Genomic DNA, 15,401 nt, shown 5'->3' on the forward strand with positions numbered 1-15,401 from the left:
GGAGCGGTTCCGGCCCGCGTGCACCGGCTGCCGGAGCACCGCGGCGGGGCCCGCATGTGATGGGCTACGGGCGGGCAATTGATTGAGTGAAGGGTCGTTGTGCGTGGACGATGCAGGGTCGGCCGTCCCGCTTTGCACGCTCGATGGGTTGACTCAAGTCCCGGGCAAAACATGCTTTGCAGTTCGTTCAATCGGTGCCGCACCGGTTCCCGCCCGTGAACAGCATTCTATTCGAAATACTCATCATCCTACTTCTGCTGCTCGCCAATGGGGTTTTTGCCATGGCGGAGATAGCCGTGGTTTCGTCGCGGCAGGCGCGTCTGAAGAAACTCGCCGACGAAGGTTCGAAGAAGGCGGCGGCCGCGCTCAAGCTGTCCGCCGAGCCGACGCGATTCCTGTCGACGGTGCAGATTGGCATCACGCTGATCGGCATCCTTGCCGGCACTTTCGGCGGGGCAAGTCTCTCGGCCAAGCTGGCGGTTGAGATCGCGAAGATTCCCGCGCTTGCGAATTACAGCCTCGCGATCGCGATCGTCATAGTTGTTGGAGTGATCACCTATTGCTCGCTGATCATCGGTGAACTCGTGCCCAAGCGCATGGGACTCAGCAATCCGGAGCGGCGGGCGATGCTGGTGGCGAAGCCGATGATGCTGCTTGCGCGGACCGCGGCGCCGTTTGTCTGGTTCCTGACCGCATCGAGCAATGGGGTGATCAAGCTGCTGGGACTCGACAAGGACAAGGAGGCTCCGCCGTCGGAGGAGGAGGTCGACCACCTGCTGGAGCAGGGAACCTCGGCGGGTGTGTTTCACTCAGCGGAGCGGGCGATGGTGGAGGGCGTTCTGCGCCTGGATGAGCGGCTGGTCACCGAGCTGATGACACGCCGAAGCAAGATTGTGTGGCTGAATGTGAATGACACCGACGACGTGAACTGGCGGAAGATCGTCACGAGCGGCCACTCCCATTTCCCGGTGTATGACGGCACGCGGGACAATGTGATCGGCATGGTGTCGGTGAAGGCGCTTTGGGCGAACGCGGCGATCGGTGTGCCGAATCAATTGAGGAACCACCTCGTCAAACCGCTCTTCGTGCCCGATACGATCACGGCGGTTCAGCTTCTGGACACGTTCAGGAAGACGGGCAAGCACCTCGGGCTGGTGACGGATGAGTTCGGGAGCATCCAGGGGATTGTCACGCTGATCGACGTGATGGAGGCGATAGTCGGCGCGCTGCCCGAGCCGGGCGATCGCAGGGAGCCCGACGCGATCCAGCGGGAGGACGGCGCGTGGCTGGTTGACGGCGCGATGAACATCGAGGACCTCTGCCGGCGTTTTTCGCTGAACAACGTCGGCGTGCAGGAGGACGGCAGGTTCGAGACGCTAGGCGGCATGGTGATGGACCGGCTCGGACGCATACCGATGGGAGGCGAACATTTTGTGCTCGAGGGCTGGAAGTTCCAGGTGGTGGACATGGACCGCCACCGCGTGGACAAGGTGCTCATGCAGAAAGTCGAGTCCACGGGCGTCGACATCCCGGCATAGACCCAGAGGGTTCACCACGGATGGCAGGGATTGTGCGGATTCGAACCGATTGACCACGGATGGCGCTGAATGCACGGATGCGAATCGGGTGGTTGAAATCATCCGCAGCAGCGACACGCTCCGCTGTGCCCCCACCACTACCACCTGGAGGGGCGCGCTCTGTCGTGCCCTGGGGACGGACGTGGCGCAACGGCGCCGGTAGGTCTCACGCGAAGGCGCGAGGACGCGAAGCAGAGGAAATGAAGTTCGAGAAGAGTCGCGATGGGTTGGACGCAAAATGACCGGCGTCTTGGCGCGTCGCGCGAACCCCTGGGCATGACAAAGCATGCCCCTCCAACGGAGGGGGGACGCAAGGACTGACGGAGGACGCAAGGACAACTGGAGGACGCATGGACAACTTGAGGGCGGATGGGCATGATTTGGACAGGGGGTGCACTCTGTCGGGGGCTGCGATTTTTGCGGCGCGCTGGGGATTCGAAGGTGTTCCCTTTTGCCCGCATTTGTGCATTCGATGGCGGGCGAATTTTCATGAACATCCACGACGCCATCTCCAGCATCCGGCGGCATACTGACGCGCATTGGGAGCGGACTTTCCGCGACTCCCGTGGCGAGTCCGCCGAGGAATTTCCGCTGCCGCATCCGCACACGGTGCCTTCCACCGACCCGAGCATGTGGCTGTTCTTCTATTGGGACACCTACTTCACCAACCTTGGGCTGCTGCGGCAGGGGCGTCTCGCCCAGGCGGTCAACAACGCCAACAATGTCATCCACTGCATCGAGGAGCTCGGCTTCGTGCCCAATATCTCCGTGCGCATCGCGCACAATCGTTCGCAGATTCCGGTGTCGGCTCCCCTTTTCGAGGACATCTTTCACCACATGAAGGATCTCACCTGGTTGCGCCGCGCCTATGCCGCGCTTGGCAGGGAATACGCGTTCTGGATGGCGATGCGCCTGGCGCCGAATGGTCTGAACACCTGCGGCACGCATGCGGATCCGGTGACGCTTGCCGACTTCCACCACGTCATCAGTTTCCGCCTGCGCGACATTCCCGAGGAGCCGGTCGAGCGGCTCCAGTACCTGCGTCACAAGATGGCGGAATGCGAGGTCTGGGACTTCAATCCGCGGTTCGACCAGCGCGCCGCGGACTTCAATCCCGTCGACACCAATGCCGCCTTGCACCGCTTTGAAACGATCGCCGCCGATTTTGCCGCAACGCTGGGTCTTTTCGGAGAGGAAACCCTCTGGCGAGCACGGGCCTTCCGGCGTCGCGAACTCATTGATCGTTTTCTCTGGAACGAATCCCGCGGCTTCTACTTCGACCACGACTGGGCCCGCGGAATCCAAGGTGGAGTCGTTTCAGCCGCCGCCTGCTTCGCGCTGTGGTCGGGCGTGTGCTCCGACGCGCAGGCCGCCGCTCTGGTGAGGAATCTCCCTCTGATCGAACGTGAACACGGGGTGATCACCTGTGCGGAGGGCAGCAACCGATCGGCGAACACCTACCAGTGGGACGCCCCGAATGCCTGGCCGCCTGTCCAGACGGCGGCGATCATGGGTCTGCTGCGCCACGGCTACAAAACCGAGGCGAAACGCATCGCGGAAAAGTTCATTCGCACCTGCGCTCGCAATCTCTCCTCAACCGGAAAGCTCTGGGAAAAGTACAATGCGCTGACCGGCGGCATCGATGTCGCCGACGAATACAAGATGCCGCAGATGATGGGCTGGACCGCGGGCGGATGTCTGCATGCGGCCGAGGTCATTGAAGGCTGACAACGCGCCCGGGAGAATTGTCCCTGTGTCCCGGACGACCAGTCGCTGGAGATCCTTCCTGCAGTCCTGACGCGCGGATTGGCGGAAACCCGGCGCTTCAACCCGCCGAGTTTTCGAGAAACAGTCTGCCTCCCTCGGCTGTCAGGCGAAGTCCGAGTTTTGCACCGGCTTCATCGAGCGCGGCGCGGAGCATTTCGATCGGGTCCCGGCTCACGGTGAGGCGTCGCATGAGTCCGTCAGCCTTCTGTGTGCCGAGCGTGAGCGTGACCTTCAGGCCTCGGCGCTTGGCGGAGAACTTCTGCCCGTCGGGCAGCGCGACGCCGGCCTTGAGCGGTTTCAGCCAGGCATCGACGTAATGAACGCCGATGCCGGAGCGGTCGTTCTTTTCGACCCGCAGTTGATCGGTCGCGGTGGTGTTTTCAGCGCAGAGTTCGAATTTCATGGAGAGGAGTTGAGGGCCAGGTGGAGGGTTTGAAGAACAGCGCGCCACTTGTGCGCGCGGGAGGTCTCCCTGCAGAGGCAGCCGTCCGGGCTCGTTTCCTGCGCCCAGGTCAGGACTTCCGCGAGCGGTTGTCCGAGGAGCGGACGCTCGTGGAGGAGGGTGGCAAGCAGTCGCGCCTCATCGGCGCGGGCCTCGCATTGCTCGTGGAAATTGACGTCGCCGGGCGCGGGGGTGCATTCGAGGCCAAGAATGCGGTGGCCGGTCCCGGTGGATGAAAGTCGCACACGGTAGAGCACGTGAAAGGCGACATTGCCGCAGGTGCTTCCCTCGAGTCGGAACTCCGCCGCGATCGATCCGTCTCCGGCGCGGATGAGCGTCAGGTTCTCCGCCGCCCAGCGCCGCAGTGCCCGGAGGGGAAATGCGTACGCGGGTGCTGTTGTGACCGTGTCGCCGGGAGTCATGACGTCGGGAGCGCCACCAGCGCGACCTGTGATTTGCGGGGCATGAGCATGCCGCTCTCCAGCGCTTGAAGTGGACCGGGCAGCGACACCTTGCGGGTGATGAGGCTGAGCACGCGTGGCATCTGGTCAAGGGGCCATTCGCGGTAGCCGGGGCACCAGAACTCCCTTGCGCGGAGGCTCAAGCAGGTCTCGCGCAGCAGGGTTTCAACGATTGCGGAGGCGTAGCACTCGAGGAAGTAGTACAGGTCTGGTTCGTCGGCGTTCCATCGCGCCGCGGCTTCCGCCTCCGATTCCGGTCCCGCGCTGACCGCGATGAGAATGCCATTCCGCCTGCCGCCGATGCGGGCGGCCAGCGCGGGTGTAAAGAAGAGTTCCCCGTCGAGGAAGAGATTGTCGCCCGTCGTCGCGATCGTCACTGCAGTGGTTACGACCCAGGGCCTGCTGTTTGCCGCGTGCCACTCGCGCGCATAGGTCGCGTTTTCCCCGAGAGGGCCGTCGAGCGGACGACTCGCCGGCAAACGCAGGAAGCGGCGGTAGCAGGCCTCGGTGATCTCTGGCACGCGGGTGACTGGCGTTTCCGTCATGGCGTCACCCCATCCGCGCTGGTGGATAGCGGACCGTACTGGCAGCCCGTCACAAAGTGATCGAAGAATTCGGGATCGGTCTCGAGCTCCACATGGTCGACGCGTGCGACCAGATCTTCCAGCTCGCGTCGCCGGCTTGCTGAAAGCAGGGCCGTCGTCGCGCCCTCAATGGCTGCATTGCCGACAACCACGATCCTTTCGTCCGGAAGATCCGGGATGAGGCCGATGCGCCGGGCGGCGTCGCGATTGAGGTGTCGCCCGAAGCCGCCGGCGAGGTAGAAGCGGTCGAGCTGGGCGAGGGATATTCCGTAGTGTTTGGCGACAATGCTCAGGCCGGCGACGTTTGCGGCCTTGGCCTGGGCGAGTTCGCTGATGTCGCTTTCGTGGATCGCGATGCCGGCGGGTTCATCGACGACGAATTGGCCTGCGCCATCGGTGTAGCGCCCGAATTCATTCATCCTACCCGTACGCAGAAACTCTGAGAGAAGATCGATCAGCCCGGATCCGCAGATTCCCCTGGCCGGACCGTTGCCGATCACCTCGCGCTCCAGGACGGATCCGTCGTCGCCAAGCGCGACATGGGCGATGGCTCCATCAAGACCCGGCATCCCGTGGCGGATGCCGCGGCCCTCGAAGGCCGGACCTGCGGGGCAGGATGCGCAGAGGATCCTGTGGCGGTTGCCGATGAACAACTCGGTGTTGGTCCCGATGTCCATGATGGCGACGATCTCGTCGGACTTGTGCGGGGCGATGGCAAGGAGGCAGGCTGCGGCGTCCGCGCCGACGTGGCCGCTGACGAGTGGCAGTCCGCAGATGCGCGCCGCCGGGTGCAATGGGAGGCGAAGGGAGCGGGCGCTGCACTCGAGTGCGGTGGTTGAACGCCGGCCGTCGCGATACTCATGCTCCGTGGATGATCGGTAGGGCTTCTGTCCGATCGATGCCACATCGAGTCCAAAAAACAGATCGCGCATGGTCGGGTTTCCGACGACCACGAGTTCGAAGATGGAATCACCAGGGACCGGAAACTCGGCGATGGCGCGTCCGAGGTAGCCGAGCAGCGTGCGTTGGAGGAGACGACCGCGGCGATCGGTGTCGAACTGGATGCGCGACATCACGTCGCTGCCGCCGAAGCGCTGCGGATTTTCAAACGCCGCGGTTGCGACGATGGCGCCGGTCTCAAGGTTCACGCAGCGGACCACCACCGTTGTCGTGCCGAGGTCCATGGCGAGCCCGTGAATGGGACCGGTGTGATTCGCAACCTCGCGGCCGTCGATGAACACGCGCGAGCCGTCACGGGTGACGGCGGGATCTGGTGTTTCAAGACGACTGATGGCCGGCAGTTCGACAGCGGCCTGCTCCACCTGCATTGCGCTGCGGTGGAGCGTATGGGCCTCGATGCCGGGATCGGGCGCGTCGCTTGCCAGCCGCGCGCAGCAGGAAAGTCGGAATGCGCCGTTCAGATGGGACTCCTCCGGCGTTCGGCGGCTGAGTTGGTCGGCGCCGGCGGTGATCTCAATCAGGCATTCGCGGCATTTTCCCTGCGCGCGGCACGATGTCGGCACCTTGAAACCCGCGCGTGTGGCGGCCGCGAAGAGGGATTCGTTGCGTTCGAGGGCGACACGCTGGCCGTTGAGTTGAAAGGATGATGCCATGTCACATGCCCGGCTGGCCCGGATCGTCGCCTCCGGAAAGAATGACGCCGTCGAAACAAACGACTGCGGGCGCGCGCAGGTGCCGGACCGACTGCAGCACCGGTGCTTCGGTCAGGATGAATCGTGCGGGGCAGCCGGGTGCAATTACTCCCGCCGGCTCTGAGGGATGCAGCCGGGCGGAGGCGTCGCCGGTTGCGGAGCGAAGCACGCGCTCAGCCGACAGACCGGCCTGCTCCATGAGCTCGAGTTCGCGGAGGAATCCGTGCCCATGGGCGACACCGTGGGACCCGGCGTCGCTGCCGGCGACGATTCTCACACCGAGGTCAGCCGCGTCCGAGAGGCGGGCGGCATGGGCCTCGAGGATGCGCTGCAGGTTCGCGCGCACGGTTTCGCTCCAACCGAGGATGTCGGCGCGGTCGAGTTGAAACTGGACGGGCGCGAGGGTGGGCACCCAGGCGATGTCGAGATCGCGCATGAGCGCGAGCTGGTCGCGATCGACGAAGTACGCGTGCTCAATCGTGTCGACGCGTGCGGCGATGCAGTTGTCCACACCATCGTGTCCCGAACAGTGCACCATCGTCTGACGTCCCTGCGCGCGGGATGCGGCGACGGCGCGGGTCAGTTCTTCGGCGGGCATTTGGGGCCTGGCCGTGACGGCGCCCTTTTCGAAGTTGATGATGCCGGTGGCGAGCAGTTTGATGTGGTGCGCTCCTTGTGCGATGCGTGCGGCGACCGCGGCCTCGATGCCGCCCTGGTCCTCGAGGGGCGTAGCCATGAAGGATCCATAGCGGCCCTGATGATGAATCGCGGCGCCGGGACTGTCGACGCAGGGCATGGCACCCCGCTCAGCCGAGCGGCAGCGCCGCTGGAGGCGAAGGCCGACGCCATTGCGGTCGCCGGCATCGCGCACGGCGACGATGCCGAGTCGCAGCAGGCGCTCGAGCCGGAACTCCGCGCGCGCGAACAGTTCATCGTCGTCGAGCTTGAGCTGGTCGGCGCGGCGCTCGGGAGCGAGTTCGCCGCCCTCCAGGAAAAGGTGGGCATGGGCTTCGACCAGGCCGGGCAGGACGGTGCAGTCCGGCAGATCGAGATCGGGGGAAGTCTGACCCGGGCGCACGAGTGCGGCTGCAGGGGTGTCGCCAACGTGCCGGATGTTCTGGCGATTGAAGACCAGATGGGAAACGCCGCGACTCTCGTGTCCGTCAAAAAGCCTTCCGACGCGCAGCCAGACCGTGTCGCCGCCGATGCGCCGCACGATGGCGGAAAGCGAGTCCAGGCTGGAGGGCGCGGGGTTCATGCGTCGAGGTAGTCGTTGCAGATTTCCATGACGGCGGACGCCTGGCGGAATCCGGCATCCTCGACGGATTCTCCGGCCTGCGGGCGCCCGGCTTCGAGCGCTGCGGCGAGTCGCGCGACGATCGGATGATCGTCGGGGAGAGGCACGGCGTTGGCCTCGAAATTGGCCAGGGCAAAGTCGAGACCCACGCGCGAGGCAAGGGTGAGGTAGGCGCGTTCGAGGAGCGGCTTCGCGGCCTTGGGCGTGCCCCACGCGAAGTTTGAGAGACCGACAGAGTAGTGGATGCCGCGAAGATCGGGATCCGCGGTGCACAGCCGCATGGTGTCGAGACCGATGTTGACAAGTCCGTAGGTGTCGGCGCCGACGGGCGCCAGTCCGGGGTCGACGATGATGTCGTCGAGCATGCGTCCGGCGCGGGTGACCAGGAGATCGGCGAAGCGCCGCACGGTTTCATGGCTCTGCCGCGGGTCGAGACACTGGGCGGAGCCGCCGCCAGGCTTGAAGCATTCGGAGGCCATGACGATGCAGCGCATGTCGTGCTCGCGCACGAGCTCAAGCATCTCGTCGAGGTTGTTGCGCGAGGCGGCGAGGGAGTTGAAGACCGGCTTGGCGCGGCACCGGGAGCGGTCGAACACGCGCAGCGCGGTGCGATGATAGACGATGCTGGGATTGTCGAAACTCAGTGGGATGTCGGTCGCGTCCTGGATGGCCGGAATGACGCGCGGGAGAAACTCCAGCATTTCCTCCTGTCGCACGGCGATGCGCTGCGTGCCGTCGAGGTTGAGGTTGACGATCTCGGCACCGCCCTCGGCCTGCAGGCGCGCGAGGTGCTGGTAGCCGGAGATGTCGCGGGATTCCCATGCGCGGCGTGCGCGTGCGTAGGCATTGTTGATGAGTTCGCCGATGATGCGGATTTTTGGAGCAGGGGTCATGAAGGGGGTGGGGCCATTGACTCTGTGCTTGCCGGTGGCGGCGTCGGAGGCGGGGAGGAAATGGCTGCCTCACCGCGTCCTGTCACCGGCACGGGCGCAGCGGCGGGCGGGACGAAGAGCCTGTTGCCGAGGTGGTCGCGGCCGTGCCAGGTGTTCGCCCAGCTCGACGTGCCGCGCAGCGACTGGTTCTGGATCACAGGGGCGTGATTGAGAAGCTCGTGGGCGCGGCCCTCGTGGGCGAGCCGGTCATAGGCGCGGGACCAGATGCATTCGTAGTCCTCGACCTCGCAGAGACCGTCGCGCGTGCCGCCGCACGGTCCGTTGCGCTGATTCTTCGCGCAGGAGGATTCCGGGCAGAGGTGGGTGATTTCGGGAAGGGAGCAATCGCCGCAATCGCGGCAGTCGAAGAGCATGGACTTCGAGACCTTCTCGACCATGCGCAGGAGCGCGGGGCCCTGCCGGGGATCGCGCGCCGAGGCGGTGATCTTCTTCCCGATATTCCAGAGACCGCGGCCGGGCGTGAACATCGCGGCATGGGCGAAGCGGGCGAACCGGTAGGTGTAGGTGACATTGCGCGACGAGCGCGGAACCGCGCCAAAGTGCGGGCGGCCGGCGGCGTCGGCCAGGCCTGTCGCCGGATCCTCGGGAAATAGGAAAAATTCTCCGGGGCGCGAGAAGCGGATCTCCCGCGCAAAATCCCTCCATGCGTCCGGCGGGAAGGCATCGACGCGGGCGAGAACCTCGTCGAGTTCGACGCGGGTGTGGATTCCACCGAGGTACGCGCCGCGGTAGCCGAGTCCCTTGTAGACCGCAATCTGCCGGGCGGCGAGCTCGATGAACCATGCGCGGCCGCGGCCGGGCTCGCGTTCCTTTTCCTCGCAGAGCGCCGCGAGTTCGTCTGAAATGACGACGCCCGGAATGCGCTGCGTGCGGAAGAGCCGGGCGACGGCGGGATTGAGCACGTAGACATTGCCGATCAGCGGAACGTGCCCCCAGCCGCGCTGCTGCAGCCAGAGAATGAGCTCGTGAATCTTGCGCGAGTCGTAGCCGATCTGATTCACGATCCAGCGTGCACCGCACTCGAGTTTCTTCTCCAGCTTGAGCAACTGCGGGACCACCTCGTTTTCGTGGAGCTTGAAGTTTGTGACGACGCAGGCGGGAAAGAACTCCGTTGCGCCGAGCCGGGACTTCTGGCGTGCGCCCGGCCGGGTGATGTCGAGGCCGGCGTTCAGGTTGGCGAGCAGGACGAGCAGGCCGACCGAATCGATGTCGAAGACCGGTTTTGCGCCGCCGGCGAGGCCCGGACCCGGATAGTCGCCTGAAAGCACGAGAAGATTGTGCAGGCCCTCGGTGGCCAGGTGCCAGGCTTCGGACTCGACGCCGTTGCGGTTGAAGTCCTTGCAGGAGAGATGGACGACCACATCACGTCCCGATGCGCGCACGATGCGGGCGAGCGCGGCGGGGGCGAGCTGTGGATTGCCGCCGGCGTTGTCGGTGACGGACACCCAGTCGACCCGGTCGTGGGAGGCAAGCTCCTCGGCAAATGCGAGGGTCCGGGCGCTGCGGGTTTCGGTGACGGTGCCGCGGGTGGAGACCAGTTCGACCCCGATCACAAAATCGCCACTTTTCTCCAGCTTGTCGCGCAGGGTCATGGCGTCGCGGGCGCGCCGGTCAGGCGGCGTTGAGAAACTTCAGGAACAGCTCGACGCTGCTTGGGGCGTCGGCGCCATAGCCATCGGCTCCGATTTCGTCGGCGAACATGCGGTTGACCGGAGCGCCGCCGACGGCGATCTTGATCCTGGCGAGATCGGGATGCTTCTGAAATTCGTCGATCACGACTTTCATGTAAGGCATGGTGGTGGTGAGCAGCGCGCTCATGCCGACGATCTGGGCCTGATGGGTGCGGGCGAACTCGATGTATTTTTCAACGGGCTGGTCGACGCCCATGTCGACAACCTTGAAGCCGGCGCCCTCGGCCATCATGCACACGAGATTCTTGCCGATGTCGTGGAGGTCGCCCTTGACGGTGCCGATGACGAGGGTGCCCCGCGGGGGATTCCTTGCGGCGTCCGCGGTGAGCAGCGGCTTGAGCACCGCCATGCCGGCCTTCATGGCGCGGGCGGCGACGAGGACCTCCGGGACATAGAGGATGCTGTACTTGAAGTCCTCGCCGACGACGGCCATGCCTGCGATGAGGCCCTCGTTGAGGACTTCGTCGACCGGGCGACCCTCGGCGAGCGCTTCGCGAACGAGTCGCTCCACCTCCCTGGCGTTCCCCTCGTAGAGGAACTGGTTGATCTGGGCGTAGTCTGGCATGGGATGATTCAGTTGCTGGCGTCGAGACAGGCCTGTTTGACGGCGAGGATGTTTTCGGACGGCGTGCCGAAGGGGATCACGGCGGTGCCCATGATGAAGCCCGGGATGTCGCGTCCGCGCTTCACCTCGGCGCGGGCGACGTCGTAGATCTTCTCCGGCGAGGATTTTTCCAGCAGGCGCGGGGACACATTGCGCCGGAACGCCCTTCCCGCCTCGCGCACGGCGGGAGTCCATTCATCGAAGTCGGCCGTGAAGTCGCAGAGCAGATTGTTGGCTCCCGTGCGGCATTGCAGCTCCGCGATCGGACTTGTGTTGCCGCCGATGATGAGCGGCACATCGCGCAGACCCTGGGATGCGGCCCAGGTGACGAACTGCTGTGTCACGGGAAGGACAAACTCCTCGTACATGGGAGGGGAGAGCAATTCGGGCGAGGCCTGGGAATCGAAGATGATCACGTCGACACCGACGTCCATGTAGGCGCGTGCGAAGGTGCGGATGACACGGCCGCAGAATTCCAGACAGGAGCGGACCCATGCGGGATCGTCGAGGCATGCGAGGAAGAGCGCCTCGGCGCCGACGAGCGAGATGGCGAGGGAGAACGGACCCGAGATGGCGCCGCGCACCCAGAAGTCGTCGCCCACGGCGCGGCGCACATTGCGCGCGGCCTCCAGGTTGACGGGCATGCGGCCGTCCGTGAGCGGATTGGGCACGCGGAGCTTGGAAAGGTCGTCGCCGACATGCACCATGTGATGCCCCGGCTTGATGCCCGGGATGCTGGTGTCGAGTCCGTCGTAAAATGAAACGCGGCAGCCGCAGGCCTCCGCCTCGAGGTTGTAGACGTCGACGCCGATGACGAGGGCGTCGGGCCGGATGGTTTCGTACTCGGCGAGAACGGCGCGGGTGAGCAGGCCGGCGTCGCGCGAGATGTCGGACGGCGTGGAATGAATGAACCAGGCCTTGTGTTCGTAGATGGCCGGAAGAAACAGCGGCACCGGGCGCGGGGACTGGCAGCGCAGCACGGATTCGACGTCGGAGCGGGTGGCGGAGGAAGGGGCGTGCATGAATTTTCGGGGTCGATTGAACCCATGCTAGCGGAAACGGCGGCGCGCGTCTTGGCGGATGGGGCTTGCGACGATTGGCAAATCGGGCAATCTGGCGCTGTGCGTGTCACTTCTCCCGTACTGGTCAGGCTGCCGCCGGGTGGACTCCGGTTTGCGGAAAGCGCGCATGCCATGGGTTTCTCAATGGCGGAGCGGGCAGATCCATTTCACAAGCTGGTCTATGTGCTGGCGGGAAGGGCGGAGCTGGTGATGGCGGGGCGGCCGGTGGTGGTTGCGTCCGCCGGCACGATACTGATCGTGCCGCGGCTGGCGCGGCATGCGCTGCGCGACATCGAGCCCGCGTCGCTGCTGCTGATGTGCTTTTCGGACGCGTGGCTGGCGGGAACGCCCGGGCTGGGTGAGTTGTGGGCGACGCTTGTGCGCGATGGTGATGCGCGCTGGCCGCTGGTGCGGGTGAGGCGGCTCAGGATCGAGGCGCTGTGGCGGCGCGGGCTGTTTGAGCAGAATCGCGCACAGATTGGAGCGGGTGCACTGGCGATGGCCGCGGCGAATGAGATACTTGCGGTGATCGCCCGTGCCCGCGCGCTGGCCCGTGCGGAGTCGGCGGAGGCGCGTGTGCGCGCGGTGGCCGCGGAGGTGGGGGACAGCTTTGTGGAGAACTGGACGGTGGATCTTGCGGCGGCGCGGGCCGCGATGTCGCGGCGGGGATTCACGGAGCGCTTCCGCGTCGAGACGGGTGAAACCTTCTGGGAGCATCTCGAGCGCCTGCGGGTGGCGCATGCGGCGCAGCTCCTGCGGCGCGGGGAGCACACGGTGCTGGGAGTGATGTTTTCCTCGGGGTTCAACGACCTCTCGACCTTTTATCGCGCGTTCAAGCGCCACCACGGAACATCACCCAAACGCTGGATGGAGGCGGAGGCCGCGGATCGGCGTTCGGAGGTGAAGCACGGATCGACGCGGATACGAGCCGGATGAAAGGCATCGGAGTTTGACCACAGATGGAACCGGATGAATACCGGATGGGAGGGGTGGAAACGGGGGCGCGATGCGTGGATGGGAAATGGCCGGCGCCGAGGAGCGTCGTGCCCTGGGGACGGACGTCGCGAAACGGCGCCGGAACTTTTCACGCGGAGGCGCGGAGCCGCGGAGAAGAGGAGAATGCGGATGTTTAAATTCTGACGGAGGGGGGATTGATGGAGGGGGTGGCCACGGGTTGAGCCGGATGGCGGCCCTTCGGTCATCTCAGCTGCCGGATTGTTTTTCCCGGGAGGAATTTTGGGAAAACCAGATTGGGTTCGGGTTGAAGGTTGCCTTGCTCCACCATCTGCAGCATCAGGCGGGAGAGGCGGTGGGCCAGCGCGCCTTCCTCCAGTACATAGTGGGCGATGGGCGGGCTCACGATGCCGAAGCTCTGATCGTAGTCTCTGGCGATGAGTGACACCGTGTCCGGCACCGAGAGGCCGCGTTTCAGGAGGTAGATGATGACTATGAGCACGTGCTGCGGCTTCGCGATGAGCAGGGCGGTGGGGGCGTGGGCGGACTTGAACAGGGCGTCGAGTTTCGACGTGATGCTGGCGGCGGTGCCATTGTGCCGGACAATCGTTGCGCGGGCCTCGCCCTGCTGATGCTGGGAGACCGCCTCATTGAAGCCGGTTTCGCTGGCGAGGTCACCCGCCATTCCTGAATTGGGCACGACCAGCGCCAGGCACTGGTGGCCGCGTCCCAGAAGCGTGCCCGTGGCGTGGCGGCAGACCGATCGGTAGTCGATGTCGAGGGAGGGCAGCCTGACCTGCGGATGGCAGGATCCCAGCACGAGGGCAGGGAGCGAATTGTCGGAGAACCACTGCTGCAGCTCCTTGTTCACGGAGATCAGGACGCAGCAGAACACGCGGTTCTGGCGGACAAATTCGCGGACCTTGCGCAACTGGGTGCGTTCCCCGGCGGGCGGGCACACCAGCACCTCCGTCGCGAAACCCCGCTCCGCCAGGTGGGCGCGCATTTCGCTGATCAACAGGAAAGTCACGTAGGCGAGGTGCGTGACCGGCTCCGGCGCGATCAGGCCGACCAGCCGGTTCTGCTCCGCGGGCTTGCGATGTCCGCTGGCGAGCAGCCGGTTGCGCCTCCCCTGGTGGATCTCAATCAGTCCCTCCTTGGAAAGCAGGTGCAGCGCGGTGCGGATCGTCGGGCGGCTCACGTGAAACATGTCGCAGAGGCGGCGCTCGCTCGGCAGGCAGTCCTTCCAGACATTGTCCGCAATGGCCTGACGAATGGCGCTGGCTGCCTGGGCCGAAAGGGAGACGCGCCTGGGCAGCTCGAAGGAGTGGGGAGAGCTGTTCATAAGATATTACCAGTGGATGGAATTGGGGATCGGCGGGACGGTCGTGCAATGTTGCATCTCAATGAACAGAACGCCATCCGTGCACATCTGGTCCGCAACGCCCACGCCGCTGATGGCGGATTTGTCCGTCGACGTGGCGTCGGTCAAAAGAATGACCCGCGATGCGGTGGACAGCGGATTCGAGGGGGTTTTTCTGGGCGGCACCTGCGGCGAGGGTCCCTGGCTGCCTGACACCGAGCGGGTCCGCCTGGTTGGCGCGGTTGCGGGGGCTGCGGAGGGAAAACTCCGGATAGCCGTGCAGGCGACCGACAACTCGGTTCCCCGGATCCTGGCAAACATCCGGCAGGCGGCGGACGCGGGGGCGGACTATGCGGTCATTGCGGCTCCTGCGACATTCATGAACGCCACGGCGGATCGCATCGTGGCGCTTTTTGTCGAGGCGGCGGATGCGAGCCCCATACCCGTCGGCATCTATGATCTTGGGCGCCATCGCCCTGTCGTGATCCCCGAGGAGCGGCTTAAGGAAGTCTATCTGCACCCGAACGTCCGTCTGGTGAAGGACAGCTCCGGATCGCCCTCGCGGCGGGCCGCCGCGCTGGAGGCGAGGAAGGCCAAACCGGGCCTGCAGTTGTTCAATGGCGACGAGTTTCGCTGCCTGGAATACCTGGAAGCCGGTTACGATGGAATTCTGTTTGGCGGGGCGATCGCCACGGCGGCGCAGTTGCACGAGATTGTGGCCGCCTTCTTGCAGGGACGACTGGATGATGCGCGGCGCATGGATGCGGAGATGAGAAAGGCGCTGTTCGGCATCTATGGCGGCGAGAAGATTGCGTGCTGGCTCACCGGTCTCAAGTACTACCTGGTGAGGCGGGGGATCTTCGCCTCGGTGTCCAGTTACCTCGGGTATCCCCTGACCGATGACTGCCGGGCCTTCATCGAGGAATACGCGCGGGGCATGCCGGCGACCAGTGCCTCCGGGACAGGGTGATGGCTTGCGAACGCACGGCATGAGC

14 protein-coding genes are annotated in these 15,401 nt (G+C 65.0%); 4 read left to right on the plus strand and 10 right to left on the minus strand.

Annotated elements, in window-relative coordinates:
- The first annotated feature begins 215 nt into the window (after positions 1-215).
- Entirely contained in the window at positions 216-1,538 is a 1,323-nt protein-coding gene (locus HS122_13810) for an HlyC/CorC family transporter (GenBank protein ID MBE7539473.1), read from the plus strand.
- A gap of 528 nt (positions 1,539-2,066) precedes the next feature.
- A complete protein-coding gene (locus HS122_13815) occupies positions 2,067-3,305 on the plus strand; it encodes a hypothetical protein (GenBank protein ID MBE7539474.1) in 1,239 nt (412 codons plus the stop codon).
- A 97-nt stretch (positions 3,306-3,402) separates the two neighbouring features.
- Here the strand turns inward: HS122_13815 and HS122_13820 are convergent, their stop codons facing one another.
- Genes HS122_13820 through HS122_13860 form a run of 9 tightly spaced genes read right to left on the minus strand, consistent with a single transcriptional unit; the run spans position 3,403 to position 12,050 of the window.
- Complete coding sequence (locus HS122_13820) at positions 3,403-3,747, minus strand: hypothetical protein (protein ID MBE7539475.1); 345 nt, start codon at positions 3,745-3,747, stop codon at positions 3,403-3,405.
- Positions 3,744-4,208, minus strand: coding sequence for a hypothetical protein (locus tag HS122_13825; GenBank protein ID MBE7539476.1), 465 nt, complete (start codon positions 4,206-4,208; stop codon positions 3,744-3,746). Before HS122_13825 ends, HS122_13820 begins: the two co-directional genes overlap by 4 nt.
- Positions 4,205-4,792: a hypothetical protein gene (locus tag HS122_13830; GenBank protein ID MBE7539477.1), complete on the minus strand. Its 588-nt coding sequence runs from the start codon at positions 4,790-4,792 to the stop codon at positions 4,205-4,207. The genes HS122_13825 and HS122_13830 overlap by 4 nt, the downstream gene beginning before the upstream one ends.
- On the minus strand, positions 4,789-6,444 hold the full coding sequence (locus HS122_13835; GenBank protein MBE7539478.1) for a DUF4445 domain-containing protein: 1,656 nt from the start codon (positions 6,442-6,444) through the stop codon (positions 4,789-4,791). The genes HS122_13830 and HS122_13835 overlap by 4 nt, the downstream gene beginning before the upstream one ends.
- Before the next feature lies 1 nt (position 6,445).
- Positions 6,446-7,741: an amidohydrolase family protein gene (locus HS122_13840; protein ID MBE7539479.1), complete on the minus strand. Its 1,296-nt coding sequence runs from the start codon at positions 7,739-7,741 to the stop codon at positions 6,446-6,448.
- On the minus strand, positions 7,738-8,673 hold the full coding sequence (locus HS122_13845) for a dihydropteroate synthase (protein MBE7539480.1): 936 nt from the start codon (positions 8,671-8,673) through the stop codon (positions 7,738-7,740). The genes HS122_13840 and HS122_13845 overlap by 4 nt, the downstream gene beginning before the upstream one ends.
- Positions 8,670-10,325: a methylenetetrahydrofolate reductase C-terminal domain-containing protein gene (locus HS122_13850; GenBank protein MBE7539481.1), complete on the minus strand. Its 1,656-nt coding sequence runs from the start codon at positions 10,323-10,325 to the stop codon at positions 8,670-8,672. The genes HS122_13845 and HS122_13850 overlap by 4 nt, the downstream gene beginning before the upstream one ends.
- Positions 10,326-10,344: 19 nt before the next feature.
- The gene (locus HS122_13855; protein ID MBE7539482.1) at positions 10,345-10,989 is read right to left on the minus strand and encodes a corrinoid protein; all 645 of its coding nucleotides are present in this window, start codon (positions 10,987-10,989) and stop codon (positions 10,345-10,347) included.
- A gap of 8 nt (positions 10,990-10,997) precedes the next feature.
- Positions 10,998-12,050, minus strand: a complete 1,053-nt coding sequence (locus HS122_13860; protein ID MBE7539483.1) for a hypothetical protein — start codon at positions 12,048-12,050, stop codon at positions 10,998-11,000.
- A 99-nt stretch (positions 12,051-12,149) separates the two neighbouring features.
- On the opposite strand from HS122_13860, the gene HS122_13865 reads away from it, so the two are divergent.
- The gene (locus HS122_13865) at positions 12,150-13,025 is read left to right on the plus strand and encodes an AraC family transcriptional regulator (GenBank protein ID MBE7539484.1); all 876 of its coding nucleotides are present in this window, start codon (positions 12,150-12,152) and stop codon (positions 13,023-13,025) included.
- Positions 13,026-13,287: 262 nt separating this feature from the next.
- Here HS122_13865 and HS122_13870 read toward each other — a convergent pair whose 3' ends face one another.
- A complete protein-coding gene (locus tag HS122_13870) occupies positions 13,288-14,388 on the minus strand; it encodes a substrate-binding domain-containing protein (GenBank protein MBE7539485.1) in 1,101 nt (366 codons plus the stop codon).
- Positions 14,389-14,467: 79 nt separating this feature from the next.
- Here HS122_13870 and HS122_13875 point away from each other — a divergent pair, with 79 nt between their 5' ends.
- Positions 14,468-15,376, plus strand: coding sequence for a dihydrodipicolinate synthase family protein (locus tag HS122_13875; GenBank protein MBE7539486.1), 909 nt, complete (start codon positions 14,468-14,470; stop codon positions 15,374-15,376).
- Positions 15,377-15,401: the final 25 nt, after the last annotated feature.

It is taken from the genome of Opitutaceae bacterium (genome assembly GCA_015075305.1).
In the GTDB taxonomy this organism is placed as follows: Bacteria; Verrucomicrobiota; Verrucomicrobiia; order Opitutales; family Opitutaceae; genus UBA6669.

Bases quoted from the DNA above. Each gene is read 5' to 3' on its own strand.
- HS122_13815 (MBE7539474.1), top strand. From the start codon at position 2,067: ATGAACATCCACGACGCCATCTCCAGCATCCGGCGGCATACTGACGCG.
- HS122_13820 (MBE7539475.1), bottom strand. From the start codon at position 3,747: ATGAAATTCGAACTCTGCGCTGAAAACACCACCGCGACCGATCAACTG.
- HS122_13825 (MBE7539476.1), bottom strand. From the start codon at position 4,208: ATGACTCCCGGCGACACGGTCACAACAGCACCCGCGTACGCATTTCCC.
- HS122_13830 (MBE7539477.1), bottom strand. From the start codon at position 4,792: ATGACGGAAACGCCAGTCACCCGCGTGCCAGAGATCACCGAGGCCTGC.
- HS122_13835 (MBE7539478.1), bottom strand. From the start codon at position 6,444: ATGGCATCATCCTTTCAACTCAACGGCCAGCGTGTCGCCCTCGAACGC.
- HS122_13840 (MBE7539479.1), bottom strand. From the start codon at position 7,741: ATGAACCCCGCGCCCTCCAGCCTGGACTCGCTTTCCGCCATCGTGCGG.
- HS122_13845 (MBE7539480.1), bottom strand. From the start codon at position 8,673: ATGACCCCTGCTCCAAAAATCCGCATCATCGGCGAACTCATCAACAAT.
- HS122_13850 (MBE7539481.1), bottom strand. From the start codon at position 10,325: ATGACCCTGCGCGACAAGCTGGAGAAAAGTGGCGATTTTGTGATCGGG.
- HS122_13855 (MBE7539482.1), bottom strand. From the start codon at position 10,989: ATGCCAGACTACGCCCAGATCAACCAGTTCCTCTACGAGGGGAACGCC.
- HS122_13860 (MBE7539483.1), bottom strand. From the start codon at position 12,050: ATGCACGCCCCTTCCTCCGCCACCCGCTCCGACGTCGAATCCGTGCTG.
- HS122_13870 (MBE7539485.1), bottom strand. From the start codon at position 14,388: ATGAACAGCTCTCCCCACTCCTTCGAGCTGCCCAGGCGCGTCTCCCTT.